This is a genomic window from Gemmatimonadaceae bacterium (genome assembly GCA_019752115.1).
Classification (GTDB): Bacteria; Gemmatimonadota; Gemmatimonadetes; order Gemmatimonadales; family Gemmatimonadaceae; genus Gemmatimonas.
On record JAIEMN010000011.1, the window covers coordinates 17,232 to 35,454 of the forward strand.

Here is an 18,223-nt window from a genome sequence, read left to right on the forward strand (position 1 = left end):
GCGGCGGTCAGCCGGGGAGGTTTACACCCGAGACGGCCATCCCCATCGCATGATAGCCCTTGTCCACATACACCGTGGACCCCGAGATGCCGCTCGCGAGCGGGCTGCAGAGGAAGGCGGCCGTGGTTCCCACTTCGCGCGCGTCGAGCTCTTCGGCGAGCGGGCTGTTCTCCTTGCAGTACTGCACCATCGTCTGGATGATGCCGATGGCGCTGGCCGCGCGTGACGCGTACGGGCCGGCGCTGATCGTGTTGACGCGCAGCCCCCACTTGCGACCGGCTTCGTAGGCGAGCGTGCGCGTATCGCTTTCGAGCTGGGCCTTGGCCGACGACATGCCACCGCCGTAGCCGGGGATGGCGCGCTCGCTGGCCATGTAGGTCAGCGAACCGACGGCGCCACCCTTCCGCATGAGCGGACCGAGACGCTGCACCATGGAGACGAGCGAGTACGCGCTCGCACTGGAGGCGGCGAGATAGCCGGCCCGGCTCACTTCGAGCAACGGCTTCTTCACTTCGGGGCCGTTGGCGAGCGAATGGAAGAGGATATCGAGCGGCTGCTCGCCGAAATCGGCGACGAGTGCCTTGGCGAGCCCCTCGATCGTGAAGTCGCCCAGATCCTTGTAGCGCTTGTTCTCGCGAATCTCGTCGGGCGTCTCGGCGAGCGAATCGTAGACTGCGTCGAGCGGATAGATCTTCTCGAAGGTCAGCAGCGAACCGTCGGGCATCTGCCGCGACTCATCGAGCTTGCCGCGTTCGAGCAGGTTCAGGAAGATGTTGAGCGCCGGCGGCCACGTGGCGACACACACCGAAGCGCCGGCCTCAGCGAACGCCTTGGCGATCGCCCAGCCGAAACCGTTGTCATCGGCAACGCCGGCCACGAGGGCGCGCTTGCCGGTCAGGTCGATGGGAAGCATGCCGAAACATACTCTACCGCGCGGCGCGCGTGAGGCGGTCCCGGACGCCCTCCCATGCCGATTCGTGGGGGGGCGGCATCTCGATGACCACCAATGCGGCCTGCCGCGCGTCGGCCTCGTGCAGGGCCGCATACAGCTGCTGTGCATAGCCGACCGGATCGACCGGCATTCGTCGGACGATGGCCGCATCCTCGGGGAGCGCGACGGTGCGCAGGAGTGCGAGCACGGGCTCGCTGGTTGCTGCGGATGCACGGCGCTCGGCGAGCGCGGCCGTGATCTCATCGGCCCCCTCGGCGCCAAAGAGCCAGACCTCGGCGCGCGGCGCGTAGTGGCGGTCGGCCATGCCCGGTGAGCGCGGGGTCTCTGCTGGAACCGCCGCCTGATGGGCCACGGTGGAGGGCTTCGCCACGGCGACGGCAATGCCGCTCCCCTCGAGTGCTGCTTCGAGCGATTCACGCCCGAGCATCCCCGGTCGCAGGATGACCACCGTGTCACCGGTGCAATCCACGACGGTGCTTTCGATCCCGACGGTGGCCGGCCCACCATCGAGCACCAGCGGCACGCGATCACCCAGCGACTGCACCACATGGGACGCGGTGGTGGGACTCACCTGCGTGAAGCGATTGGCACTCGGCGCCGCCACCGGAATGCCGGCCGCGCGCAACAGCGCCAACGCCACCGGATGCGACGGGACGCGTACGCCCACGGCGTCGAGCCCCGCGGTCGCTTCATCGGGGACATGCGCCGCTTTGGGGACCACGAGCGTCAGGGGCCCCGGCCAGAACGCCTGTGCCAACCGCTCGGCGCTCTCTGGCCAGGCGCGGCTGAGCGCCCGCGCCGCGGCGACATCGGCGACATGGGCAATGACCGGATTCCACGCCGGTCGCCCCTTCGTTGCATAGATGCGCGCTACCGCCTGCGCATCCAGCGCGTTCGCACCCAGACCGTAGACGGTCTCGGTGGGAAACGCGACCAACCCACCCGCGCGCAAGCGCGCGGCAGCCTCGGCGATGATGACGGGATCGGGATGACGCGGGTCGACGGGGACGATGGGCACACCCGAACGATAAGAACCCATGACCCAAGACCTAAAGCCCGGAACCCTAAACTGATCAGTTTTGGGTTCCGGGCTTTAGGTCGTGGGTTGTGGGTCGTGTCTGCCCCGGTGGTGGGTGGCTACGGCCCCGTGTGCAGCACCGTCCCGTCTCCCAGCGTCCCATCATCTTCGAAGGGCGCGTCGAGGATGCGCAGGGCGGTCGTCGCGTCGATGCTGCGGACGGCGAGACGCACGGGGAAGAGCAGGTGCATGGGGGGCAGCATGCCGCCGGCGTCGTCGCGCAGGACGACGGCGGGGATCTCGTGGGCTTCGAGTACACTCCGCGCAACGAGGGCTTCCATCTCGTTCACATAGTCGCGGATCACCACCATGGCTTCGCCCATATCGCGAAGATACTCCGTCATCGTCCCCCCGCTAGATTGCGCGCATGGCGGCGTCTTTCGGCATCTTTGTGTTGGCAGAATTGCCTGGCGAAGCGGGCGCGCGCGTGCGCGCGATTCAGCAGCAATATGACCCCAAACTCGCGCGGCTGACGCCGCCGCATGTCACGCTGGTGGGTTCGTCCGGCGTGGGGGCGATTCCCACCGATACCCCGGTCGAGCGCATTCGCGCCGCGCTCGAGCCCATTGCGTCGAGCACGGCGCCGATGTCGCTCCCCTTCGGCGCGCCGCATCGGTTCATGCAAACCGACATCGTGTCGCTGCCGCTCGATCCCAACGGGCCGCTGCGCGCGCTGCACGAACGCATCGCGCGGAGTGGGTTGCCCTTCAAGCGGGCCCGCTTTCAGTTCTCGCCGCACTGCACGCTCAGCTTCTATCCCACGCTCACCCCGGCGCGCGAGCGCGAACTGCTGGCACTGCGGGTGGAGGAGCCGGCGGTGATTGAGCGGTTGTCGGTGTATCTGACGAGGGATCCGCAGCCGTCGAAGCTGTTGTTCGATCTGAGGCTGACGGGATAAACAGCGGAACCCCCGAGAGCTCAGGGGGCAGAAATTCAGGGGGGAGAGCTCAGGACCGCGTGCAGTCCTGAGCTCTCCCCCCTGATGCCTGCCCCCTGAGCTCTCAGGGGTTGAGATCGTGTCGAGCGCTCCCTACTTCTGCTCCGGCCTCAGCTTCTGATACGTCGCCGTCGCCTGCTTGAGCCCGAGCAGCGCGGACGCCTCCAGCTCGTACTCGAAGTGCAGATCGCCGAGCACATCGGCGTCATGCTGCTGGAGCTGGCGCGAGGCCTTTTCGGCGATCGAGGCGCGGCGGAGGTACTCCCGCGCGGAGAGCCACATGGCGTTGGCCGCCGAGCGGATCTCGCCGATTTCGGCGGCGTGGGACTTGGCGCAGGTCTTCTCGAAGTCCTTCACCGCTTCGGCGAGCGCGAGATCGATGGTATCGACCATCGCGTGGGCCGCACCGAGTTCGCTGACCGAGACGCCGAGTGCCGTCAATCGCGACAGCCGTTCGTGCTGCCGGCAGGTCTCGGCAGCGGTCCGGGCGAGCGCGTCGCAGCAGGCGAGCGGACCCAGATCATTGATCGGTTCGTCGGGGAGACGCATCGCGGCGGAAGAACGGGGCATATCGGGAGGGGAGGGGGGGACACACGTGACCCTCAATTCCTAGCCACCCGACACACGCCCCGGAAGGTCCGCGTTGTACATCGCTTCGTGAGTCCAGACAAGTCGCGATGGCGTTTCGCGGCCCGTGCGGTTCGTTTTGCCCCGAATCAGGAGCCGCGGAAGACGGGTGCCCGCTTTTCGCGGAAGGCCGCCATCGCTTCACGCACGTCGGCGCTCACGAAGCACTGCTTGATCGCGGCCAGCTCGTCGCGCAGCTGCGTATCGAGCGGCGCGTCATGACTGGCGAGCAGCAAGCGTTTGGTGTGCGCAAAGGCCAGTGGCGGACCAGCGGCGAGCGCCTGTGCGTACGCGGCCACGGCGCCGGCAAATGCCTCGTCGGGATACACGGCGCTCACCAGGCCGATGTGCGCGGCTTCATCGGCCTTGATATCGCGTCCCGTGAAGAGGATGTCAGCGGCGCGTGCGTGGCCGATGAGTCGCGGCAGAAACCACGACACCCCGGCGTCGGGCGACAGGCCGCGGCGGATATAGCCGGCGGTGCAGGTCGCCCCCGCCGCCAGCACCCGTAGGTCGCAGGCGAGCGCCAGGCCAAAGCCCGCGCCGGCGCAAGCCCCGTTGATGGCGGCGATCACCGGCTTCTCGCACTGCGTGATCGCCTGCACCCAGCGGCCCACCCACTGATACGGATCGAGCACTTCATGACGCGTGGTGCCCAGCTGCACCGGCTCGGCGAGATCGAGACCGGCGCAGAAGCCGCGGCCGGCGCCGGTGATCACCACCACGCGCACGGTATCGTCGGCGGCCGCCTGCTGCACCGCGCGCGGCAGTTCGTCGGCGAGCCCCGGGTTCACCGCATTCAGCCGCTCGGGGCGATTGAGCGTGATCGTGCAGACGCCGGCGTCGGTGTGTGTGGTGAGATGCGCGAACGCGCTCCCTGGTGTCGCGCTCATGCGGGCCGTCCGGGATTGAAGCGCAGGCTGCCCGGCAGGGCGTTGAGCAGCGGCCCCAACTCGGTGGCCTTCTCGAGTGTCGTGACGAACGTCAGGCCGTCGATCGACACGACGATCATGCCGCTGATGCCGTAGGCCACCACGCAGCAGCTTTCGGCGTGAATGACATTGCCGCTCGAGTCGATGCAGTGCACCGGGCCCATGATGCCGTTGCCCGTGTCATCCAGTTCGCGCACCCGGCGGAGCGAGGCCCACGTACCGACGTCGTCCCAGTCACACTCGCAGGGCAGGACCACGACGCGGCGACTGCGTTCGAGCAGGCCACGGTCGATCGACACGCTCGTCACCAGTTCGGCGAAGGCCGGCATGTCGCTCAAGGCGAGCTTGGGGAGCCCTTCGTGCAGTTCGCTGGTGTGCGCATGCAGTTCGTCGAGCACGACGCGCGCGCGGGCCACGAAGATGCCCGTGTTCCAGAGGGCGCCCTTTTCGATGAGCACATCGGCGAGCGCCGCCCCCGGCTTCTCCACGAAGTGCTCCACGTAACAGGCGCCGCCATCGGCCCGGCTGACCAGCGGATCGACCGGCGCGGCCGGCTGGAGATAGCCGAAGCCCGTCTCCGAGCGGCTCGGCGTGGCGCCGAGGACGACCAGGAGCGATTCGGCCGCGGCAAGCGAGCCGGCGCGGCGCAGCGTGTTCCGCAGCACGTCCGGGTAGCCCACCGAGAGATCGGCATGCAGCGCGCAGAAGACCGCGTCGGGGCCCGCGCGGCGCGCGACCTCATGCGCGCCCCACGCCAGGGCCGCCGCGGTCCCCAACGGGCGCGGTTCGACGAGCAGGTTGGCGCGCGGGACTTCGGGAATCGCGGCATAGAGCGCGTCGGCGATGTCGGCGCTGGTCACCACGAGCACGCGCTCGGCGGGCACGAGCGGCGCCAGTCGCGCGACGGTGTCGGCGATGAGCGGCCGTTCATTCACCAGCGCGAGACACTGCTTGGGGCGCTTGGGGGTGCTCAGCGGCCAGAAGCGCGTGCCGATACCGCCCGCGAAGACGACCGCCCACATCGCGGTGCTCGTGTCGAGCAACGGATCGAGTTCGTATTCCTCGACGGTCAACTCCGCCGCACCCGGGTCCATTGTGACCGACGTGGGCGCATTTGGACTCACTACGCGGGGCTCAAGCATCAGCCTCTGGCACCTCGCTGCGGAAAAGAAGGGCTCCACACTGCCGGCCGACGTTGGACCGTCTTGCGTGCGTCGGGCACCTTCCGACTGGCGCCAGCGTTCGGCAACGAACAACATACCTCAAGCCATGCTCACCCTGCACCTCACCAACGGCGATGCGGCCGCGACGGCGCTCGCCCGTTCGGGCCTTCCGGGGGACATTCTCTCCTGGCGCGACTCCCTCCACGATGGCCCGGTGCCGTCGGACATCGACCTGCCGGCCTTTCGCCGGGCCCGGGGGGAATTCCTCGCCAGTCGGGGTTGGACGAGCCAGTCGGCCGCGATTGCGGACTTCGAGGAGCGGGATGCGCGGCTCGACAGTGTGGGCGCCGGTGATGAGATCGTCTTCTGGTTCGAGCCCGACCTGTTCGATCAGCTCCAGCTCATCCAGGTTCTGGCACGTCTCGCGCGCCGCGACGCGACCACACTCCCGCGGCTCTCCATCTGCCCGGCCGACTGCTACCTCGGTCCGCTCAAGCCCGAGAAGTTCGTGCCGCTCTATCAGGCGCGGCGCGTGCTGCAGCCCCTGGATCTGGAACAGGGGCGCGTGGCGTGGGAGGCGTTCACCGCCGAGACCCCGGAGGCGCTGCTCGCGGTCACCGATCGCCTCGATCGGGAGGTCCACGGGCGAACGTACGCGAACGATGACACGGTGCGCCTGCCGCATCTGGTCGGTGCCCTGCGTCGTCAGCTCGAGGAGTATCCGGACACCAAGGCGGGATTGTCGCGGACGGAACGACAGTTGTGTGAAGTCCTCGCCACGGGCGCGATGCCGCTCGGCAAGCTCTTCACGGCGCAGCAGAGCGCCGAATCGTGGATGTGGCTCGGGGATTGGGGGTTCGCCTGGTACGTCCAGCGCCTCAGTGACTGTGCGCATCCGCTTGTCGTCCATCAGAATGGATCCCGGGTCATCGCGCCGTTGCGGGACACGGATGGCAAGGCGTTCTGGGATCGGGTCGTGCAACTCACGCCCCTTGGCGAAGACATCATTCGCGACCGGGCGGATTTGCTGAAGGCCAACGGCATCGATCGCTGGATCGGTGGCGTCCACTGTACCACGTCCCGCCATTGGCGGTGGGATCCGCACCGCTACGCGCTGGTGCCCAACGGAGGGTAGGACGATGCGGGTGGACGGAACGCCGCGATCCAACGTCGCGATCGGTGACCTCGATGCACTTGCCCTGCTTGAGGCCGATACGACGCTCGAGGCAGCCCGTCCGCTGCTCGAACTGGCGGCCGAGTACTTCGCCGCCACGCGGGCGGGCGACGGACCCGTGTCCACGTGGCACAGCGCCGAGGTCATTGCCGACCGGCTGGTGGAGCCGCTGCCGCGCGCCCCGCGCCCGCTTCCGGATGTCGCGCGACGCCTCTCGAGCCTTCTGCTCGAAGATGTGAATCGCCTCGCGCACCCGATGTACATCGGCCATCAGGTGTCAGCGCCGCTGCCGGCGGCCGCGTGGACCGACGCACTGATCAGCGCGCTCAATCAGTCGATGGCGGTGCGCGAGATGTCGCCGAGCTTCACGCCACTCGAGCATCAGGTGATCGAGTGGATGACGGATCTCATCGGCTGGGATGACAATCTCGCCGGCGGCACGTTCACCTCGGGCGGCACCGAAGCCACGTTCACCGCGCTGCTCGCGGCCCGCTCCCGCGCCATTCCTGGCGTGTGGGCACATGGCGTGGGCGCGCATCCACCGGTCCTCGTGTGCGGGGAGCATGCGCATTACGCGGTGTCGCGCGCCGCGGGGGAACTGGGGCTCGGCCTCAATCGCGTCGTGACGATTCCGAGCTACGATCACAAGCTGTGCGTGCCGCTGCTGCGCGAACAGCTGATGAAGTTGCGCGGGGCGCATCAGCGGGTGATGGCGGTGGTGGCGACAGCCGGGTGCACCGCCACCGGCAGCTTCGATGATTTCAACGCCATCGCCGACTTGTGCGAAGAGTTTGCCGACGACCACGGCCCGCTCTGGTTCCACATCGACGGCGCCCACGGCGGCGGCGCCCTGCTGTCGGCGCAGCACAAGCACAAACTCGCCGGTGCGCATCGCGCGAATTCGATGGCCTTCGATCCGCACAAGACGCTGCTGCTGCCACTCGCCGCCGGCATGCTGCTGATGCGCGAAGAGCATGATCTCGAGCGCGCGTTCTCGCAGAGTGCGCCCTACCTGTTCGCACCAGGCGGTGACGCTCGCGCCTGGGACATGGGCCCGCGCAGCTTCCAGTGCTCCCGCCGCGCCGATGTGCTCAAGCTCTGGGTCGCGTTTCAGCGCTACGGCGCCGATGCGATGGGGCAGCTGTACGACCGCCTGTGCCGCATGGCGCACACGCTCCACGCGCGCCTGCAGGGGCATCGCGTCTTCACGCCGCTGCACGCGCCCGAGTCCAACATTCTCTGCTTTGCCTGGAACCCGCCTGGCGTGCGCGAGAGCCAGAAGGACGCCCTCACCGATACCCTGCGTGAGCGCTACAACCGCAGCGGTCGGGGCTGGATCACGGTGACCACGCTCGATGGCCGCCGGGTGCTGCGCGTCACGGTCATGAACGCCCGAACGGATGTGGCGCACATCGAGGCGCTGGTGCAGGGGTTGGAGGCCGAGGCGGAGTGGGTGCTGAAGCACCACGGATAAACGGCTTTCTGAACAACGGACGAGGTTCGCCGCGGCGAAAATCCTCGTATGTTGTCTCGGTCCTCGTTGGTTTTCGCGCCGCCGGCGCCCTGGAGAAGGGGAGAGCGACTCATGCATCAGACTACGCGCACGCTGATCCTTGCCGCGCTCGCCATGCTGTCCGGCGCCTGTACGCCGCGCGGGTACACGGCAGGCGGTGCGGCGGACGTCAAGCCACGCCCCGAAGCCCCCAAACCCAAGGTCGTCGCCGACAACCCCAACGTTCGTCGCGCCGTACTGAGCGACAACTCGGGCGTGATGTACAGCGACGCGCCGCTCGATCAGATGCGCACCATCGCGGCGGCGCCCGCGACGGTGCTGGCGGCGACCCGTGGGGTGTTTGCCGGGTTCATGATTCCGGTCACGCTCGACGATCCCGCCACCAAGCGCGTGGGCAACGCCGACTTCTATCGGTCGCGCGAGTTCATGGGCAAGCGCATGGTCGAGCTCGTGGACTGCGGCGGCGGCATCACCGGCCCGAATGCGCTCACCTACCGGATCTACATGTCGCTGATCGTGCGGGTGAAGGACGCGCCGAACGGCCAGTCGGCGGTGAGCGTGCAGCTGCTGGCGACGGGCAAGGATCTCGCGAGTGGCAACGGCAGCGATCGCATCCCCTGCGGCAGTAGTGGCAAGATTGAACAGCGGTTGCTCGACGAAATCGAGAAGCGGGTGAAGGCGCCGTAAGCATTGGCCACGGATGACGCAGAAACGCACGGTGTCACTCTGGAGTGACACCGTGCGTTTCCGTAAAATCCGTGGCCACCTATGTGTTCAGCGCCGCCCGATCGAGTGATTTGCCTCTTTGTCGCCGCAGCTCCCGCGAATCACGACCTCGGCGGGGAGCACCTCATGATGTGGCGGCACCTGCGTCTCACCGCTGCGCAGCGTTTCGATGAGGCGCATGGCGGCGCGCTCGCCAAGCTGGAAGATGGGCATGCGCACCGTCGTGAGCGGCGGTGACAGAAAGCGCGTGACCGGCAGCTCGTCGAACCCGGCGAGGGCGATGTCATCGGGGACGCGCAGCCCGGCATCGCGAATGGCGGCGAGGGCCCCAATGGCCATCGTGTCGTTCGCGCAGAAGATCGCGTCGGGGCGCGTTTGGGCGGTGGTCGTGTTCAGCAGCTCGGTCACCACATCGTAGGTGGTGTCGAAGCGGAAATCGCCCATGAGCTCGGTGAGCTCGCAGTGATCGTAGAAGTTCGCGACCTCACGCACCGCATGGAGCCGCTCGCCCGCGTCCACCTGACCCACCGGGCCGCGAATGAACGCGATGCGACGATGCCCGACGTTCAGCAGGTGCTTCATCATCGACGCCGCACCCTGGAAGTTGTTCACCGAGAGCGCGGCGAACTCCCCCACATCACTCCCCGCGCCGACGAGGACCGTGGGATAGCGCTCCGCGACTTCGGCGAGCGTCGCGCGAGCCGCCACACTCGGCGACACGGCGAGAAAGCCATCGACGCGACCGCGCATGTTGCTCACGGCGGCCGCGATTTCGTTGGCCTCGCGACGGGCGCTGGTGACGAGGGTCAGAAAGCCCTGACGCTTGGCCGTCTCGTCGATGCCGCGGAGGAACTCCGAGAAGAACTCGCCCGAGAGCTCGGGGAGCAGCACGCCCAGCGTGCGGGTGCGACGCGTGATGAGGCTGCGTGCGCCGCCGTGCGGCGAGTAGCCGAGCTTGTCGACGACGGTGCGCACCCGTTCGCGCGTTTCATCCGTTACGCGGGCCGCGTCATTGAGAACGCGCGAGACCGTCGCGATGGACACGCCGGCAGCGCGGGCGACATCGCGAATGGTGACGGAGGAGGGACGAGCGGCAGGAGGCATTGGTGGGGTCCGGTGAAACAGACAATGCTGTTACATCCTGCCTGAAAACGGTTTCCTTCGCAAGGGTTACATCGTTACAGCGCGACCCACGGGGCCGCGCTGCCGGTCGCCGCTACAGCGCCTTCTTGATCGCCGCTTCGAGGTTCTGGGTCCCGCCCAGCCCCGTGTAGACCACCTTGCCGGTCTTGTTAACCACGACGACGTAGCTCGTGGCCGGCGCATCGTAGGCGCCACTGACCGTGCCCTTCCGGTCGAAGAGCATCTCGCCCGCCAGCTTGTTCTGGGCCTGCCAGGCCCGCACCCGCTCGAGCGACTGGTTCACCGAGACGGCGATGGTCACGAACTTCACCTGGCTGCCGTACTTGGTCATCGCGGCCCGCATCGTGGGCTCGAGCGCCTTGCAGTTGCCGCACCAGGTGGCCCAGAACTCGAGCACCACCGGACCCTTCCCGAGATACGTCTTGAGGTCCACCGGGGCGCCGGCGAGGGTCTCGAGTGGGCCGCCGGGGGCCTGCTCACCGACGGCGATGCCGAGGTCCTGCGCGGCGGCCGGCGCGGCGGCGAGGGCGATGGCCACCACGGCGGCTCGGGCGGCGCGGAACAGATCAGTCATGGGTTTCCGGTTCTTGGTTGTGGGTCATGGGTTAGAAGTAGACCTGACCCATCTTCACCAGGTAGTACTCGGCCATCGCGAGCATCACGAAGGCAAACACCTTCTTCACGGTCAGCATCCAGGCGCCGGCGCGCGGGAGGCGGCTCAGGGTGCCGGCGCTGAGGCCGACGACCACGAGCAGCGTGCACATGCCGAGGCTGAAGACGAACAGATAGAGGAACCCCAGACCGGCCGAATGGGTCGTGGAGACCCACGTGAGCACGGCGGCCATGACCGGCGCCGAGCAGGGGGCGGCGACCAGCCCGGAGGCGGCGCCCATGATGAAGGCGCCGGCGGTGCGGCCTCCGGTCCCGGCGTTCGCGGCGCGCTGCATGATGCTCGCGGGAACGCGCACGGGGAGCACATCCAGCATGGCCAGCGCCGCGATGAGCAGCAGGTTGGCCATGGTGAAGAAGGCCCACGGGTTGGCCGACACCGTGCCGAACATGGTGCCGGTGAGCCCGGCGAGGAGCCCGAGCCCGGCGTAGACGGTCGCGAGTCCGAGGACGTAGACCAGCGAGAGGGCCAGCGGGCGCCACCGTGATACGACAGCGTCGCCTTGCTGACCGGATACTGACGATTGCCCGCCGACGATCGCCGCCGTAATGGGGATCATCGGGTACACGCAGGGGGTGAGGCTGGTCAGCACCCCGGCTCCGAACAGGAGCGGGATTGCCGCAGCCGGGCTCTGCGAGAGTTGGGCGGTGACGTCGATTTGCATAGATGAGGAAGATATGCCGGCCGGACGACGCGCGTTCCCGACCGCCCTCCTTGCCTTCGTGCGAGATCCCAAGCCGTCCCTACCGCGACTTCAGAATCAGCTTGAGGACCTGATCCGGTGCACCAGGATCCCTGTTCGGCAGCGTCAGCATGACGCCACTAGCCGATGACTGAAAGCTCACTGGCGCGCCACCGTCGAGTAGCGAGGCGCTCGCCACCGGCTTCGGGAGCGGCGGCAGTGCGAGCACCTTGTCGGCCCCGTCGAGCAGGTGGACGTACACCGTGTCCCCCCGCTGCGTCGTGACCCCCCAGGGGCGCGGGGGGATCGGACCGCGGCGGGTGCCGTAGACGCTTTCGCCGTTGGTCTTCATCCACCCCCCAATCGCCTGGAGGCGCTCGACCGCTTCGGCGGGGAGGGCGCCGTCCGGCCGAGGCCCGACGTTGAGCAGGAAGTTGGCGTTCCGTCCGGCGGCGGCGACGAGCCCGCGGATGAGATCCCGCGTGGAGCGCCACTTCCGGTCGGTGAGGCGGAAGCCCCACGAGTCGTTCATGGTCTCCGACATCTCGAGCGGCAGCGTGCCGACATGCGTGGTGTTGAACCCCTGCCCGTTCGCGCCGGGGAGGTCGCGTTCGAACGTCTGCACGTCCTCACCCGGCAGCGGCGCCTGATGGTGATTGGGGATGATCAGAGCGGCCGGCTGCAGCCGGTGAATCAGCCCGTAGGTCCGCGCCAGCTGCCAGTCGGCGGTGGGGCGGTCCCACATGCCGTCGAACCAGATGCCGCCCACCGGGCCATAGTTGGTGAGCAGCTCAGTGAGCTGGGCGTCCATGTACTGGAGGTAGCGCCCGAAATCGCCCTGCTCGGGCCGCCCGGTGTTCCGCCCGGTTTCGCCGCGGGGGAAGTAGTCGGGGTGATGCCAGTCGAGCTGCGAGTAGTAGAAGAACAGCTTGATCCCTTCGGCCTGGCAGGCGGCGGCGAGCTCCTTCACGATGTCGCGCCCGAAGGGGGTGCGCTTGGGGATCGTCCAGTCGGAGACCTTGGAGTCCCAGAGGGCGATCCCATCGTGATGCTTGGTGATGAGCGTGATGTAGCGCATCCCCGCCGTCTTTGCGGTGCGCGCCCACGCCCGGGCATCGAAGTTCGGCGCGGTGAAGAGCGGCGGGAGCGTTTCGTACTCGCTCACCCGCAGCGACTTGTTCTGCATCACCCACTCGCCGTCCTGCAGCAGACTGGATACGCCCCAGTGAATGAACATCCCGAACTTGGCGTCCTGGTACCAGGTCCGGGCCGCGAGGTTCTCGGGCGTGGGGGTATAGGTCGCTGGGGCGCCCTGGGCACGCGCAACGGCGGCGGTGGCGGACGCGGCCAGCAGGAGGGCGATGGCCGCGATTCGGGAGCGGAAGCGCATGGGGGCGACTCGCGCGAGGGAGGAGGTAGCCGGTGGTCCGCGGCCGGTGGCCAGCCGATGACGCACGATCCGAGGCGACTACATTACTGCCGTGTTCCGCTCCGCGTCGCCCTCCGCGCCCCTCCGCGGACGTGATCGACGCCGCTCCCTCTTCTCCGCGTACTCGCCGAAGGCCCCGCATGGCTCCGCAGTTCATCTATGTGATGAAGGGACTCCGCAAGGTCGTCCCTCCTTCCCGCATCATCCTCGACGACATCTGGCTCTCCTTCTACCCGGGTGCCAAGATCGGCGTCCTCGGTCCGAACGGCGCCGGTAAGTCGTCGCTGCTGCGCATCATGGCGGGGATCGACCAGGAGTTTCAGGGCGAGGCCTGGGCGCACAAGGGCACGCGGATCGGCTATCTGCCGCAGGAGCCGGAGCTCGACGCGTCGCTCGACGTGCGCGGCAATGTGGAGCTCGCGGTCAAGGCGCAGCGCGACGCGCTCAACGAGTACAACGAGATCTCGCTCAAGTTCGCCGAACCCGATGCGGACTTCGACGCGCTGATGGAGCGGCAGGGGAAGCTGCAGGAGTACATCGACCAGCACGATCTGTGGAACCTCGACAACAAGATCGATGTCGCCATGGATGCGCTGCGCCTGCCGCCGGGCGATTGGGCGGTGACGAACCTCTCCGGCGGTGAGAAGCGCCGCGTGGCGCTGTGCAAGATCCTGCTCGAAGAGCCGGACATGCTGCTCCTCGACGAGCCCACCAACCACCTCGACGCGGAAAGCGTGGCGTGGCTGGAGCATCACCTCGAGCGCTTCCCGGGCACCGTGGTGGCGATCACGCACGATCGCTACTTCCTCGACAACGTGGCCAAGTGGATCCTCGAGCTCGATCGCGGCAAGGGCGTGCCGTACGAGGGGAACTACAGCGGCTGGCTCGAGCAGAAGCAGCAGCGCCTGGCCCTCGAAGAGAAGCAGGCGAGCGCCCGGCAGAAGACGCTGCAGCGCGAGCTCGAGTGGGTGCGCATGGCGCCGCGCGCGCGGCAGGCCAAGAACAAGGCCCGCCTGCAGGCGTACGAGGAGCTGGCCAGCGAAGCGCAGAACGACCGCGTCATGCAGAACGAAATCATCATTCCGCCGGCGCCCCGCCTCGGCAATGATGTCGTGAAGGCCACCGGGCTGCGGAAGGCGTATGGCGACAAGCTGCTCTTCGAAGATCTCAACTTCGACCTGCCGCGGGCCGGCATCGTGGGCATCATCGGCCCGAACGGTGCCGGTAAGACCACGCTCTTCCGCATGATCAACGGGCTCGAAACGCCCGACGGCGGGGAGCTCAAGATCGGCCCCACGGTGAGCATCTCCTATCAGGACCAGCACCGCACGCTCGAAGGGAAGCGCACGCTGTGGGAAGAGATCTCGGGCGGCAAGGAGAGCATTCTCTTTGGCAAGCGCGAGATCAACAGCCGCGCGTACGCCGCCAGCTTCAACTTCAAGGGCGCGGATCAGCAGAAGCTCGTGGCGAACCTGTCGGGTGGTGAGCGCAACCGCCTGCATCTCGCCAAGACCGTCATGCAGGGCGGCAACCTGCTGCTGCTCGACGAACCGACGAACGATCTCGACGTCGATACGCTGCGCGCGCTCGAAGAAGCGGTGCTCGACTTCTCCGGTTGCGCGGTGATCATCTCCCACGATCGCTGGTTCCTCGATCGCGTGGCGACGCACATCCTCGCCTTCGAAGGCGACTCGGAAGTGGTGTGGTTCGAGGGCAACTACGGCGCGTATATCGAAGATCTGAAGCGCCGGAAGGGGCCGGATGCGGACCAGCCGCATCGGATCAAGTACAAGAAGCTGGTGCGGTAAGCACGGTTCGGAGACGCGTGGGCAGCGCCTCAACCGCACCCGTCATCCTCTCGCGGAGCGTCTGGTGGCCAAGTACACCCTCAACGTGAACGGTGCGTCCCGGTCGGTCGATGTTGAACCCGACACCCCGCTGCTGTGGGTGCTGCGCGATTCGCTCGACTTGCCGGCCACCAAGTTTGGCTGCGGCATTGCCCAGTGCGGGGCGTGTACGGTGCATCTGAACGGCGTGCCGACGCGCTCGTGCCGGACGGCGGTCTCGACCGTTGGCGCGGCAACGGTGACCACGATTGAGGGCATTGATACGCCCCAGGCTCGCGCGTTGCAGGACGCCTGGTGCGAACTCGATGTGCCGCAGTGCGGCTACTGTCAGGGCGGGCAGATCCTGGCGGCCGCCGCGCTGCTCAAGACGAATCCGCATCCCACGGATGCGGACATCGATGCCGCGATGGCGCGCAATCTCTGCCGCTGCGCGTCGTACACGCGCATTCGCGCGGGCATCAAGCGCGCCGCCGAGTTGGCGGCGGCGACCACCTCGACCGGTGGGAAGCGCTGATGACACCCGACCCGAATCTCAACCGGCGGCAGTTCCTCAAGATCAGTGCGCTGGCCGGCGGTGGCCTGCTGGTCGCGAGCGCGTGGGATGCCACGGAGCACGTTGCTGCCGCGCAGGCGGAACCAACCGCCGGCCTCGCGCCGATCGCGGACTTTGCGCCCAACGTATTCGTGAGCATCGCGCCGAGCGGCGCCGTCACGCTGATCGCGCCGAACAGCGAGATGGGGCAGGGGATCAAGACGTCGTTGCCCATGATCATCGCCGAAGAGCTCGATGTGAAATGGGAGCAGGTCACGGTGGTGCAGGGCGATCTGAATCCGGCCTACGGGCGGCAGTTCAGCGTGGGGAGCGGGTCGACCGTGTCGAACTACGTCGCGATGCGCCGGGCCGGTGCAGCGGCACGGGCCATGCTCGTAGAGGCGGCGGCGCAGCAGTGGGGGGTGAGCGCCAGCGAGTGCAGCACGGCCAACGGCGTGGTGACGCACGGACCCTCGAAGCGCACGGCGACGTACGGTGAGCTCGCCACCAAGGCCGCGACGCTCCCCGTGCCGGCGAACGTCACGCTCAAGGATCCCGCCACCTTCACGCTGCTCGGTACGCGCGTTCCCGGCGTGGACAACCGCAAGATCGTGAAGGGCGCGCCGCTCTTCGGTATCGACGTGAAGCTGCCCGGCATGCTCTACGCCACGTACACCAAGTGCCCGGTGTTCGGCGGCGAAGTGGGCACCGCAAACCTCGACGAGGTGAAGACCAAGCCGGGCGTGCGTGATGCGTTCGTGCTCAGTGGCATTGCCGGGCTCCCGTCAGGCGTCGCGATCGTGGCTGATTCCACCTGGAACGCGTTCAGCGCCACGAAGGCCCTGAAGGTGCAGTGGAACGAAGGCGCGCAGGTCTCGCAAAGCAGCGCCGATATGGCCACGCAGGCGCAAACGCTGGCGAATGCCAACGCGCCGACGGCGCTGCCAGCGGGCGCCAAGGTCGTGGAAGCGGTCTATCACTATCCCTTCCTCGCGCACGCCACACTCGAACCGCAGAACTGCACCGCGTGGTTCAAAGATGGCGTCATGGAGATGTGGACGCCCACGCAAATCCCTGCCTCGGGCCAGGGGCTGGTGACGCAGGGGCTCGGACTCTCGGCGAAGGATGTGAAGGTGCACATCACGCGACTGGGCGGCGGCTTTGGCCGGCGCGGGAGCAATGAGTTCTCACTCGAGGCCGCGGCGATTGCCAAGAAGCTCGCCGGGACGTCGATCAAGCTCACGTGGACGCGCGAGCAGGATTTCGCCCACGACAACTATCGGTCGAACGGGTGGCACTTCTTTACCGCAGGGCTCGACAGCAACGGGACCGTGGTGGCGCTGCACGACGCGTTCGTGAAGATGCAGGGCGGGCCCGGCGACATGTCCGCCAGTGGCTTCCCGTTCAATGCCGTGCCCGGGGCGCAGGTACGCTCCGCGAAGCTGCGCGGGGGCGTTCCGACGGGGTACTGGCGTGCGCCGGGGGACAACGGGAATGTGTGGGCCACCGAGTGCTTCATGAACGAACTCGCGTACGCCGCCGGGAAGGAGCCGCTCGCCTTCACGCTGGACATGCTGGCGAAGGTGCCGGCATCGCCGCGCTTTGATGCGACGAAGATGACCGCGGTGCTCAAGCTCGCGACCGAGAAGGCGAACTGGGGGCAGCCGCGTCCGCGTGGTGAGGGGCAGGGGTTCGCGATCTGCTTCGCGAACAACGCCTATGTCGCCATCGTCGCCGATGTCGCGGTGAGTCCGGCCGGCGAACTCAAGATCAAGAAGCTCACCGCCGCCGTGGATGCCGGGACCATCGTGAACCTCAGTGGTGCCGAAGCGCAGGTGCAGGGGTCGATGCTCGATGGCATCAGCGCGGCGTGGTTTCAGAAGGTCACGATCGAACGTGGGGCGGCCGCGCAGACGAACTTCAACAAGTATCCGATGCTGCGCATGAATCAGGCGCCGCCGGCGGTCGCGGTGCACTTCATCAAGTCGTCCGCGCCTCCAACGGGGCTGGGGGAACCGGCGCTGCCGGCCGCCGCACCGGCGGTGTGCAACGCGATCTTCGCGGCGACGGGGAAGCGGATCCGCACGCTGCCGATTGCGGATGAGTCGCTGAAGTGGGCGTAGCGGCCTGATGTCCCATCCGCCGCATCGTGGACCACGCCAGCGCATCGCCCACATGCGGCCGCTGGTCAAGATCATGTGGTCGATCGTGGCGGCGGCCGTGACCGGCGGCGTGCTGCTCGCGCGCGGGACGCCCGTCGAGATGTCGCTCGTGATGACGTGGAACGTGTTCGCGCTGGTGGCGCTCCTGCTCACGTGGGCGGCTATCCTCACGCTCGAGCCGCGCGAGATTCATGCCCTCGCCCAAGTTGAAGACCCCGGGCGTGGCGCCTCACTGGTGCTGGTGCTCCTTGGCGCCGCGGCCGCGCTTCTGGCGGTACTGCTGCTGCTCAATGCCAGCGCCGGGTTGCATGGCGCCGAGCGGACGGGCGCGATTGGCATCGCCCTCTCGGCGGTCGCGCTGGCCTGGCTGCTGATTCACACGGTCTTCACGCTCCGCTACGCCCACTTGTACCACGAGCGACCTGCGGCCGAGACGCCCATTGAGTTTCCCGGCCTCGCCGATCTCCCGGACTATCTCGACTTTGCCTATTTCGCGTTCGTGATCGGCATGACGGCGCAAACGGCGGACGTCAACATTCATGACCAGCGCGTGCGGCGTTTTGCGCTGCTACACGGCGTGATCGCCTTCGTGTACAACACGGCGATCGTTGCCATGAGCATCGGGCTGGTGTCAACGCTGTTGTCGGCCTCCTAGC

The 18,223-nt window shown here is 67.6% G+C and carries 18 protein-coding genes; 8 read left to right on the plus strand and 10 right to left on the minus strand.

Features of this window, described 5'->3' with window-relative positions; genetic code table 11:
* Window positions 1–7: 7 nt before the first annotated feature.
* From K2R93_05545 to K2R93_05555, 3 genes are all read right to left on the minus strand, one after another.
* Window positions 8–913 (minus strand): enoyl-[acyl-carrier-protein] reductase, encoded by a 906-nt coding sequence (locus K2R93_05545; protein MBY0489285.1) that lies wholly within the window; start codon window positions 911–913, stop codon window positions 8–10.
* Window positions 914–926: 13 nt separating this feature from the next.
* A complete protein-coding gene (locus K2R93_05550) occupies window positions 927–1,970 on the minus strand; it encodes a threonylcarbamoyl-AMP synthase (GenBank protein MBY0489286.1) in 1,044 nt (347 codons plus the stop codon).
* 119 nt (window positions 1,971–2,089) lie between these two features.
* Entirely contained in the window at window positions 2,090–2,353 is a 264-nt protein-coding gene (locus K2R93_05555; GenBank protein MBY0489287.1) for a hypothetical protein, read from the minus strand.
* Window positions 2,354–2,397: 44 nt separating this feature from the next.
* Between K2R93_05555 and K2R93_05560 the strand changes: the two genes are divergently transcribed.
* Window positions 2,398–2,928 carry a 2'-5' RNA ligase family protein gene (locus K2R93_05560; protein MBY0489288.1) on the plus strand — a complete coding sequence of 177 codons (531 nt, stop codon included), beginning with the start codon at window positions 2,398–2,400 and terminating at the stop codon, window positions 2,926–2,928.
* 132 nt (window positions 2,929–3,060) lie between these two features.
* On the opposite strand, the gene K2R93_05565 is transcribed toward K2R93_05560, so the two are convergent.
* The 3 genes from K2R93_05565 to K2R93_05575 all read right to left on the minus strand — a co-directional run bounded on the left by K2R93_05565 (window position 3,061) and on the right by K2R93_05575 (window position 5,668).
* The gene (locus tag K2R93_05565; protein MBY0489289.1) at window positions 3,061–3,537 is read right to left on the minus strand and encodes a hypothetical protein; all 477 of its coding nucleotides are present in this window, start codon (window positions 3,535–3,537) and stop codon (window positions 3,061–3,063) included.
* Between the two features lie 146 nt (window positions 3,538–3,683).
* Window positions 3,684–4,487 carry an enoyl-CoA hydratase/isomerase family protein gene (locus K2R93_05570; GenBank protein MBY0489290.1) on the minus strand — a complete coding sequence of 268 codons (804 nt, stop codon included), beginning with the start codon at window positions 4,485–4,487 and terminating at the stop codon, window positions 3,684–3,686.
* Window positions 4,484–5,668 carry an NTP transferase domain-containing protein gene (locus tag K2R93_05575; GenBank protein ID MBY0489291.1) on the minus strand — a complete coding sequence of 395 codons (1,185 nt, stop codon included), beginning with the start codon at window positions 5,666–5,668 and terminating at the stop codon, window positions 4,484–4,486. Before K2R93_05575 ends, K2R93_05570 begins: the two co-directional genes overlap by 4 nt.
* Window positions 5,669–5,795: 127 nt before the next feature.
* On the opposite strand from K2R93_05575, the gene K2R93_05580 reads away from it, so the two are divergent.
* From K2R93_05580 to K2R93_05590, 3 genes are all read left to right on the plus strand, one after another.
* The gene (locus K2R93_05580) at window positions 5,796–6,824 is read left to right on the plus strand and encodes a DUF1835 domain-containing protein (GenBank protein ID MBY0489292.1); all 1,029 of its coding nucleotides are present in this window, start codon (window positions 5,796–5,798) and stop codon (window positions 6,822–6,824) included.
* 4 nt (window positions 6,825–6,828) lie between these two features.
* A complete protein-coding gene (locus tag K2R93_05585) occupies window positions 6,829–8,337 on the plus strand; it encodes a hypothetical protein (protein ID MBY0489293.1) in 1,509 nt (502 codons plus the stop codon).
* Between the two features lie 111 nt (window positions 8,338–8,448).
* The gene (locus tag K2R93_05590; protein MBY0489294.1) at window positions 8,449–9,063 is read left to right on the plus strand and encodes a hypothetical protein; all 615 of its coding nucleotides are present in this window, start codon (window positions 8,449–8,451) and stop codon (window positions 9,061–9,063) included.
* An 87-nt stretch (window positions 9,064–9,150) separates the two neighbouring features.
* Here the strand turns inward: K2R93_05590 and K2R93_05595 are convergent, their stop codons facing one another.
* The 4 genes from K2R93_05595 to K2R93_05610 all read right to left on the minus strand — a co-directional run bounded on the left by K2R93_05595 (window position 9,151) and on the right by K2R93_05610 (window position 12,987).
* Window positions 9,151–10,206, minus strand: coding sequence for a LacI family transcriptional regulator (locus K2R93_05595; protein MBY0489295.1), 1,056 nt, complete (start codon window positions 10,204–10,206; stop codon window positions 9,151–9,153).
* A 112-nt stretch (window positions 10,207–10,318) separates the two neighbouring features.
* The gene (locus K2R93_05600) at window positions 10,319–10,819 is read right to left on the minus strand and encodes a TlpA family protein disulfide reductase (GenBank protein ID MBY0489296.1); all 501 of its coding nucleotides are present in this window, start codon (window positions 10,817–10,819) and stop codon (window positions 10,319–10,321) included.
* 31 nt (window positions 10,820–10,850) lie between these two features.
* Entirely contained in the window at window positions 10,851–11,579 is a 729-nt protein-coding gene (locus K2R93_05605) for a sulfite exporter TauE/SafE family protein (GenBank protein ID MBY0489297.1), read from the minus strand.
* Between the two features lie 79 nt (window positions 11,580–11,658).
* A complete protein-coding gene (locus tag K2R93_05610) occupies window positions 11,659–12,987 on the minus strand; it encodes an alpha-L-fucosidase (protein ID MBY0489298.1) in 1,329 nt (442 codons plus the stop codon).
* Window positions 12,988–13,166: 179 nt separating this feature from the next.
* Here K2R93_05610 and ettA point away from each other — a divergent pair, with 179 nt between their 5' ends.
* From ettA to K2R93_05630, 4 genes are read left to right on the plus strand one after another with little or no spacing between them, the layout of a single operon-like run.
* The gene (gene ettA / locus K2R93_05615; protein ID MBY0489299.1) at window positions 13,167–14,834 is read left to right on the plus strand and encodes an energy-dependent translational throttle protein EttA; all 1,668 of its coding nucleotides are present in this window, start codon (window positions 13,167–13,169) and stop codon (window positions 14,832–14,834) included.
* Window positions 14,788–15,387: a (2Fe-2S)-binding protein gene (locus tag K2R93_05620; protein MBY0489300.1), complete on the plus strand. Its 600-nt coding sequence runs from the start codon at window positions 14,788–14,790 to the stop codon at window positions 15,385–15,387. The genes ettA and K2R93_05620 overlap by 47 nt, the downstream gene beginning before the upstream one ends.
* Window positions 15,387–17,528 carry a molybdopterin-dependent oxidoreductase gene (locus tag K2R93_05625; protein MBY0489301.1) on the plus strand — a complete coding sequence of 714 codons (2,142 nt, stop codon included), beginning with the start codon at window positions 15,387–15,389 and terminating at the stop codon, window positions 17,526–17,528. Before K2R93_05620 ends, K2R93_05625 begins: the two co-directional genes overlap by 1 nt.
* A gap of 7 nt (window positions 17,529–17,535) precedes the next feature.
* Window positions 17,536–18,222, plus strand: a complete 687-nt coding sequence (locus K2R93_05630) for a DUF1345 domain-containing protein (GenBank protein ID MBY0489302.1) — start codon at window positions 17,536–17,538, stop codon at window positions 18,220–18,222.
* Window position 18,223: the final 1 nt, after the last annotated feature.

Excerpts from the sequence above, each read along its gene's own strand:
- K2R93_05545 (MBY0489285.1), bottom strand. The coding sequence starts at position 913 with ATGCTTCCCATCGACCTGACCGGCAAGCGCGCCCTCGTGGCCGGCGTT.
- K2R93_05555 (MBY0489287.1), bottom strand. The coding sequence starts at position 2,353 with ATGGGCGAAGCCATGGTGGTGATCCGCGACTATGTGAACGAGATGGAA.
- K2R93_05560 (MBY0489288.1), top strand. The coding sequence starts at position 2,398 with ATGGCGGCGTCTTTCGGCATCTTTGTGTTGGCAGAATTGCCTGGCGAA.
- K2R93_05565 (MBY0489289.1), bottom strand. The coding sequence starts at position 3,537 with ATGCCCCGTTCTTCCGCCGCGATGCGTCTCCCCGACGAACCGATCAAT.
- K2R93_05570 (MBY0489290.1), bottom strand. The coding sequence starts at position 4,487 with ATGAGCGCGACACCAGGGAGCGCGTTCGCGCATCTCACCACACACACC.
- K2R93_05575 (MBY0489291.1), bottom strand. The coding sequence starts at position 5,668 with ATGCTTGAGCCCCGCGTAGTGAGTCCAAATGCGCCCACGTCGGTCACA.
- K2R93_05580 (MBY0489292.1), top strand. The coding sequence starts at position 5,796 with ATGCTCACCCTGCACCTCACCAACGGCGATGCGGCCGCGACGGCGCTC.
- K2R93_05585 (MBY0489293.1), top strand. The coding sequence starts at position 6,829 with ATGCGGGTGGACGGAACGCCGCGATCCAACGTCGCGATCGGTGACCTC.
- K2R93_05590 (MBY0489294.1), top strand. The coding sequence starts at position 8,449 with ATGCATCAGACTACGCGCACGCTGATCCTTGCCGCGCTCGCCATGCTG.
- K2R93_05595 (MBY0489295.1), bottom strand. The coding sequence starts at position 10,206 with ATGCCTCCTGCCGCTCGTCCCTCCTCCGTCACCATTCGCGATGTCGCC.
- K2R93_05600 (MBY0489296.1), bottom strand. The coding sequence starts at position 10,819 with ATGACTGATCTGTTCCGCGCCGCCCGAGCCGCCGTGGTGGCCATCGCC.
- K2R93_05605 (MBY0489297.1), bottom strand. The coding sequence starts at position 11,579 with ATGCAAATCGACGTCACCGCCCAACTCTCGCAGAGCCCGGCTGCGGCA.
- K2R93_05610 (MBY0489298.1), bottom strand. The coding sequence starts at position 12,987 with ATGCGCTTCCGCTCCCGAATCGCGGCCATCGCCCTCCTGCTGGCCGCG.
- ettA (MBY0489299.1), top strand. The coding sequence starts at position 13,167 with ATGGCTCCGCAGTTCATCTATGTGATGAAGGGACTCCGCAAGGTCGTC.
- K2R93_05620 (MBY0489300.1), top strand. The coding sequence starts at position 14,788 with ATGCGGACCAGCCGCATCGGATCAAGTACAAGAAGCTGGTGCGGTAAG.
- K2R93_05625 (MBY0489301.1), top strand. The coding sequence starts at position 15,387 with ATGACACCCGACCCGAATCTCAACCGGCGGCAGTTCCTCAAGATCAGT.
- K2R93_05630 (MBY0489302.1), top strand. The coding sequence starts at position 17,536 with ATGTCCCATCCGCCGCATCGTGGACCACGCCAGCGCATCGCCCACATG.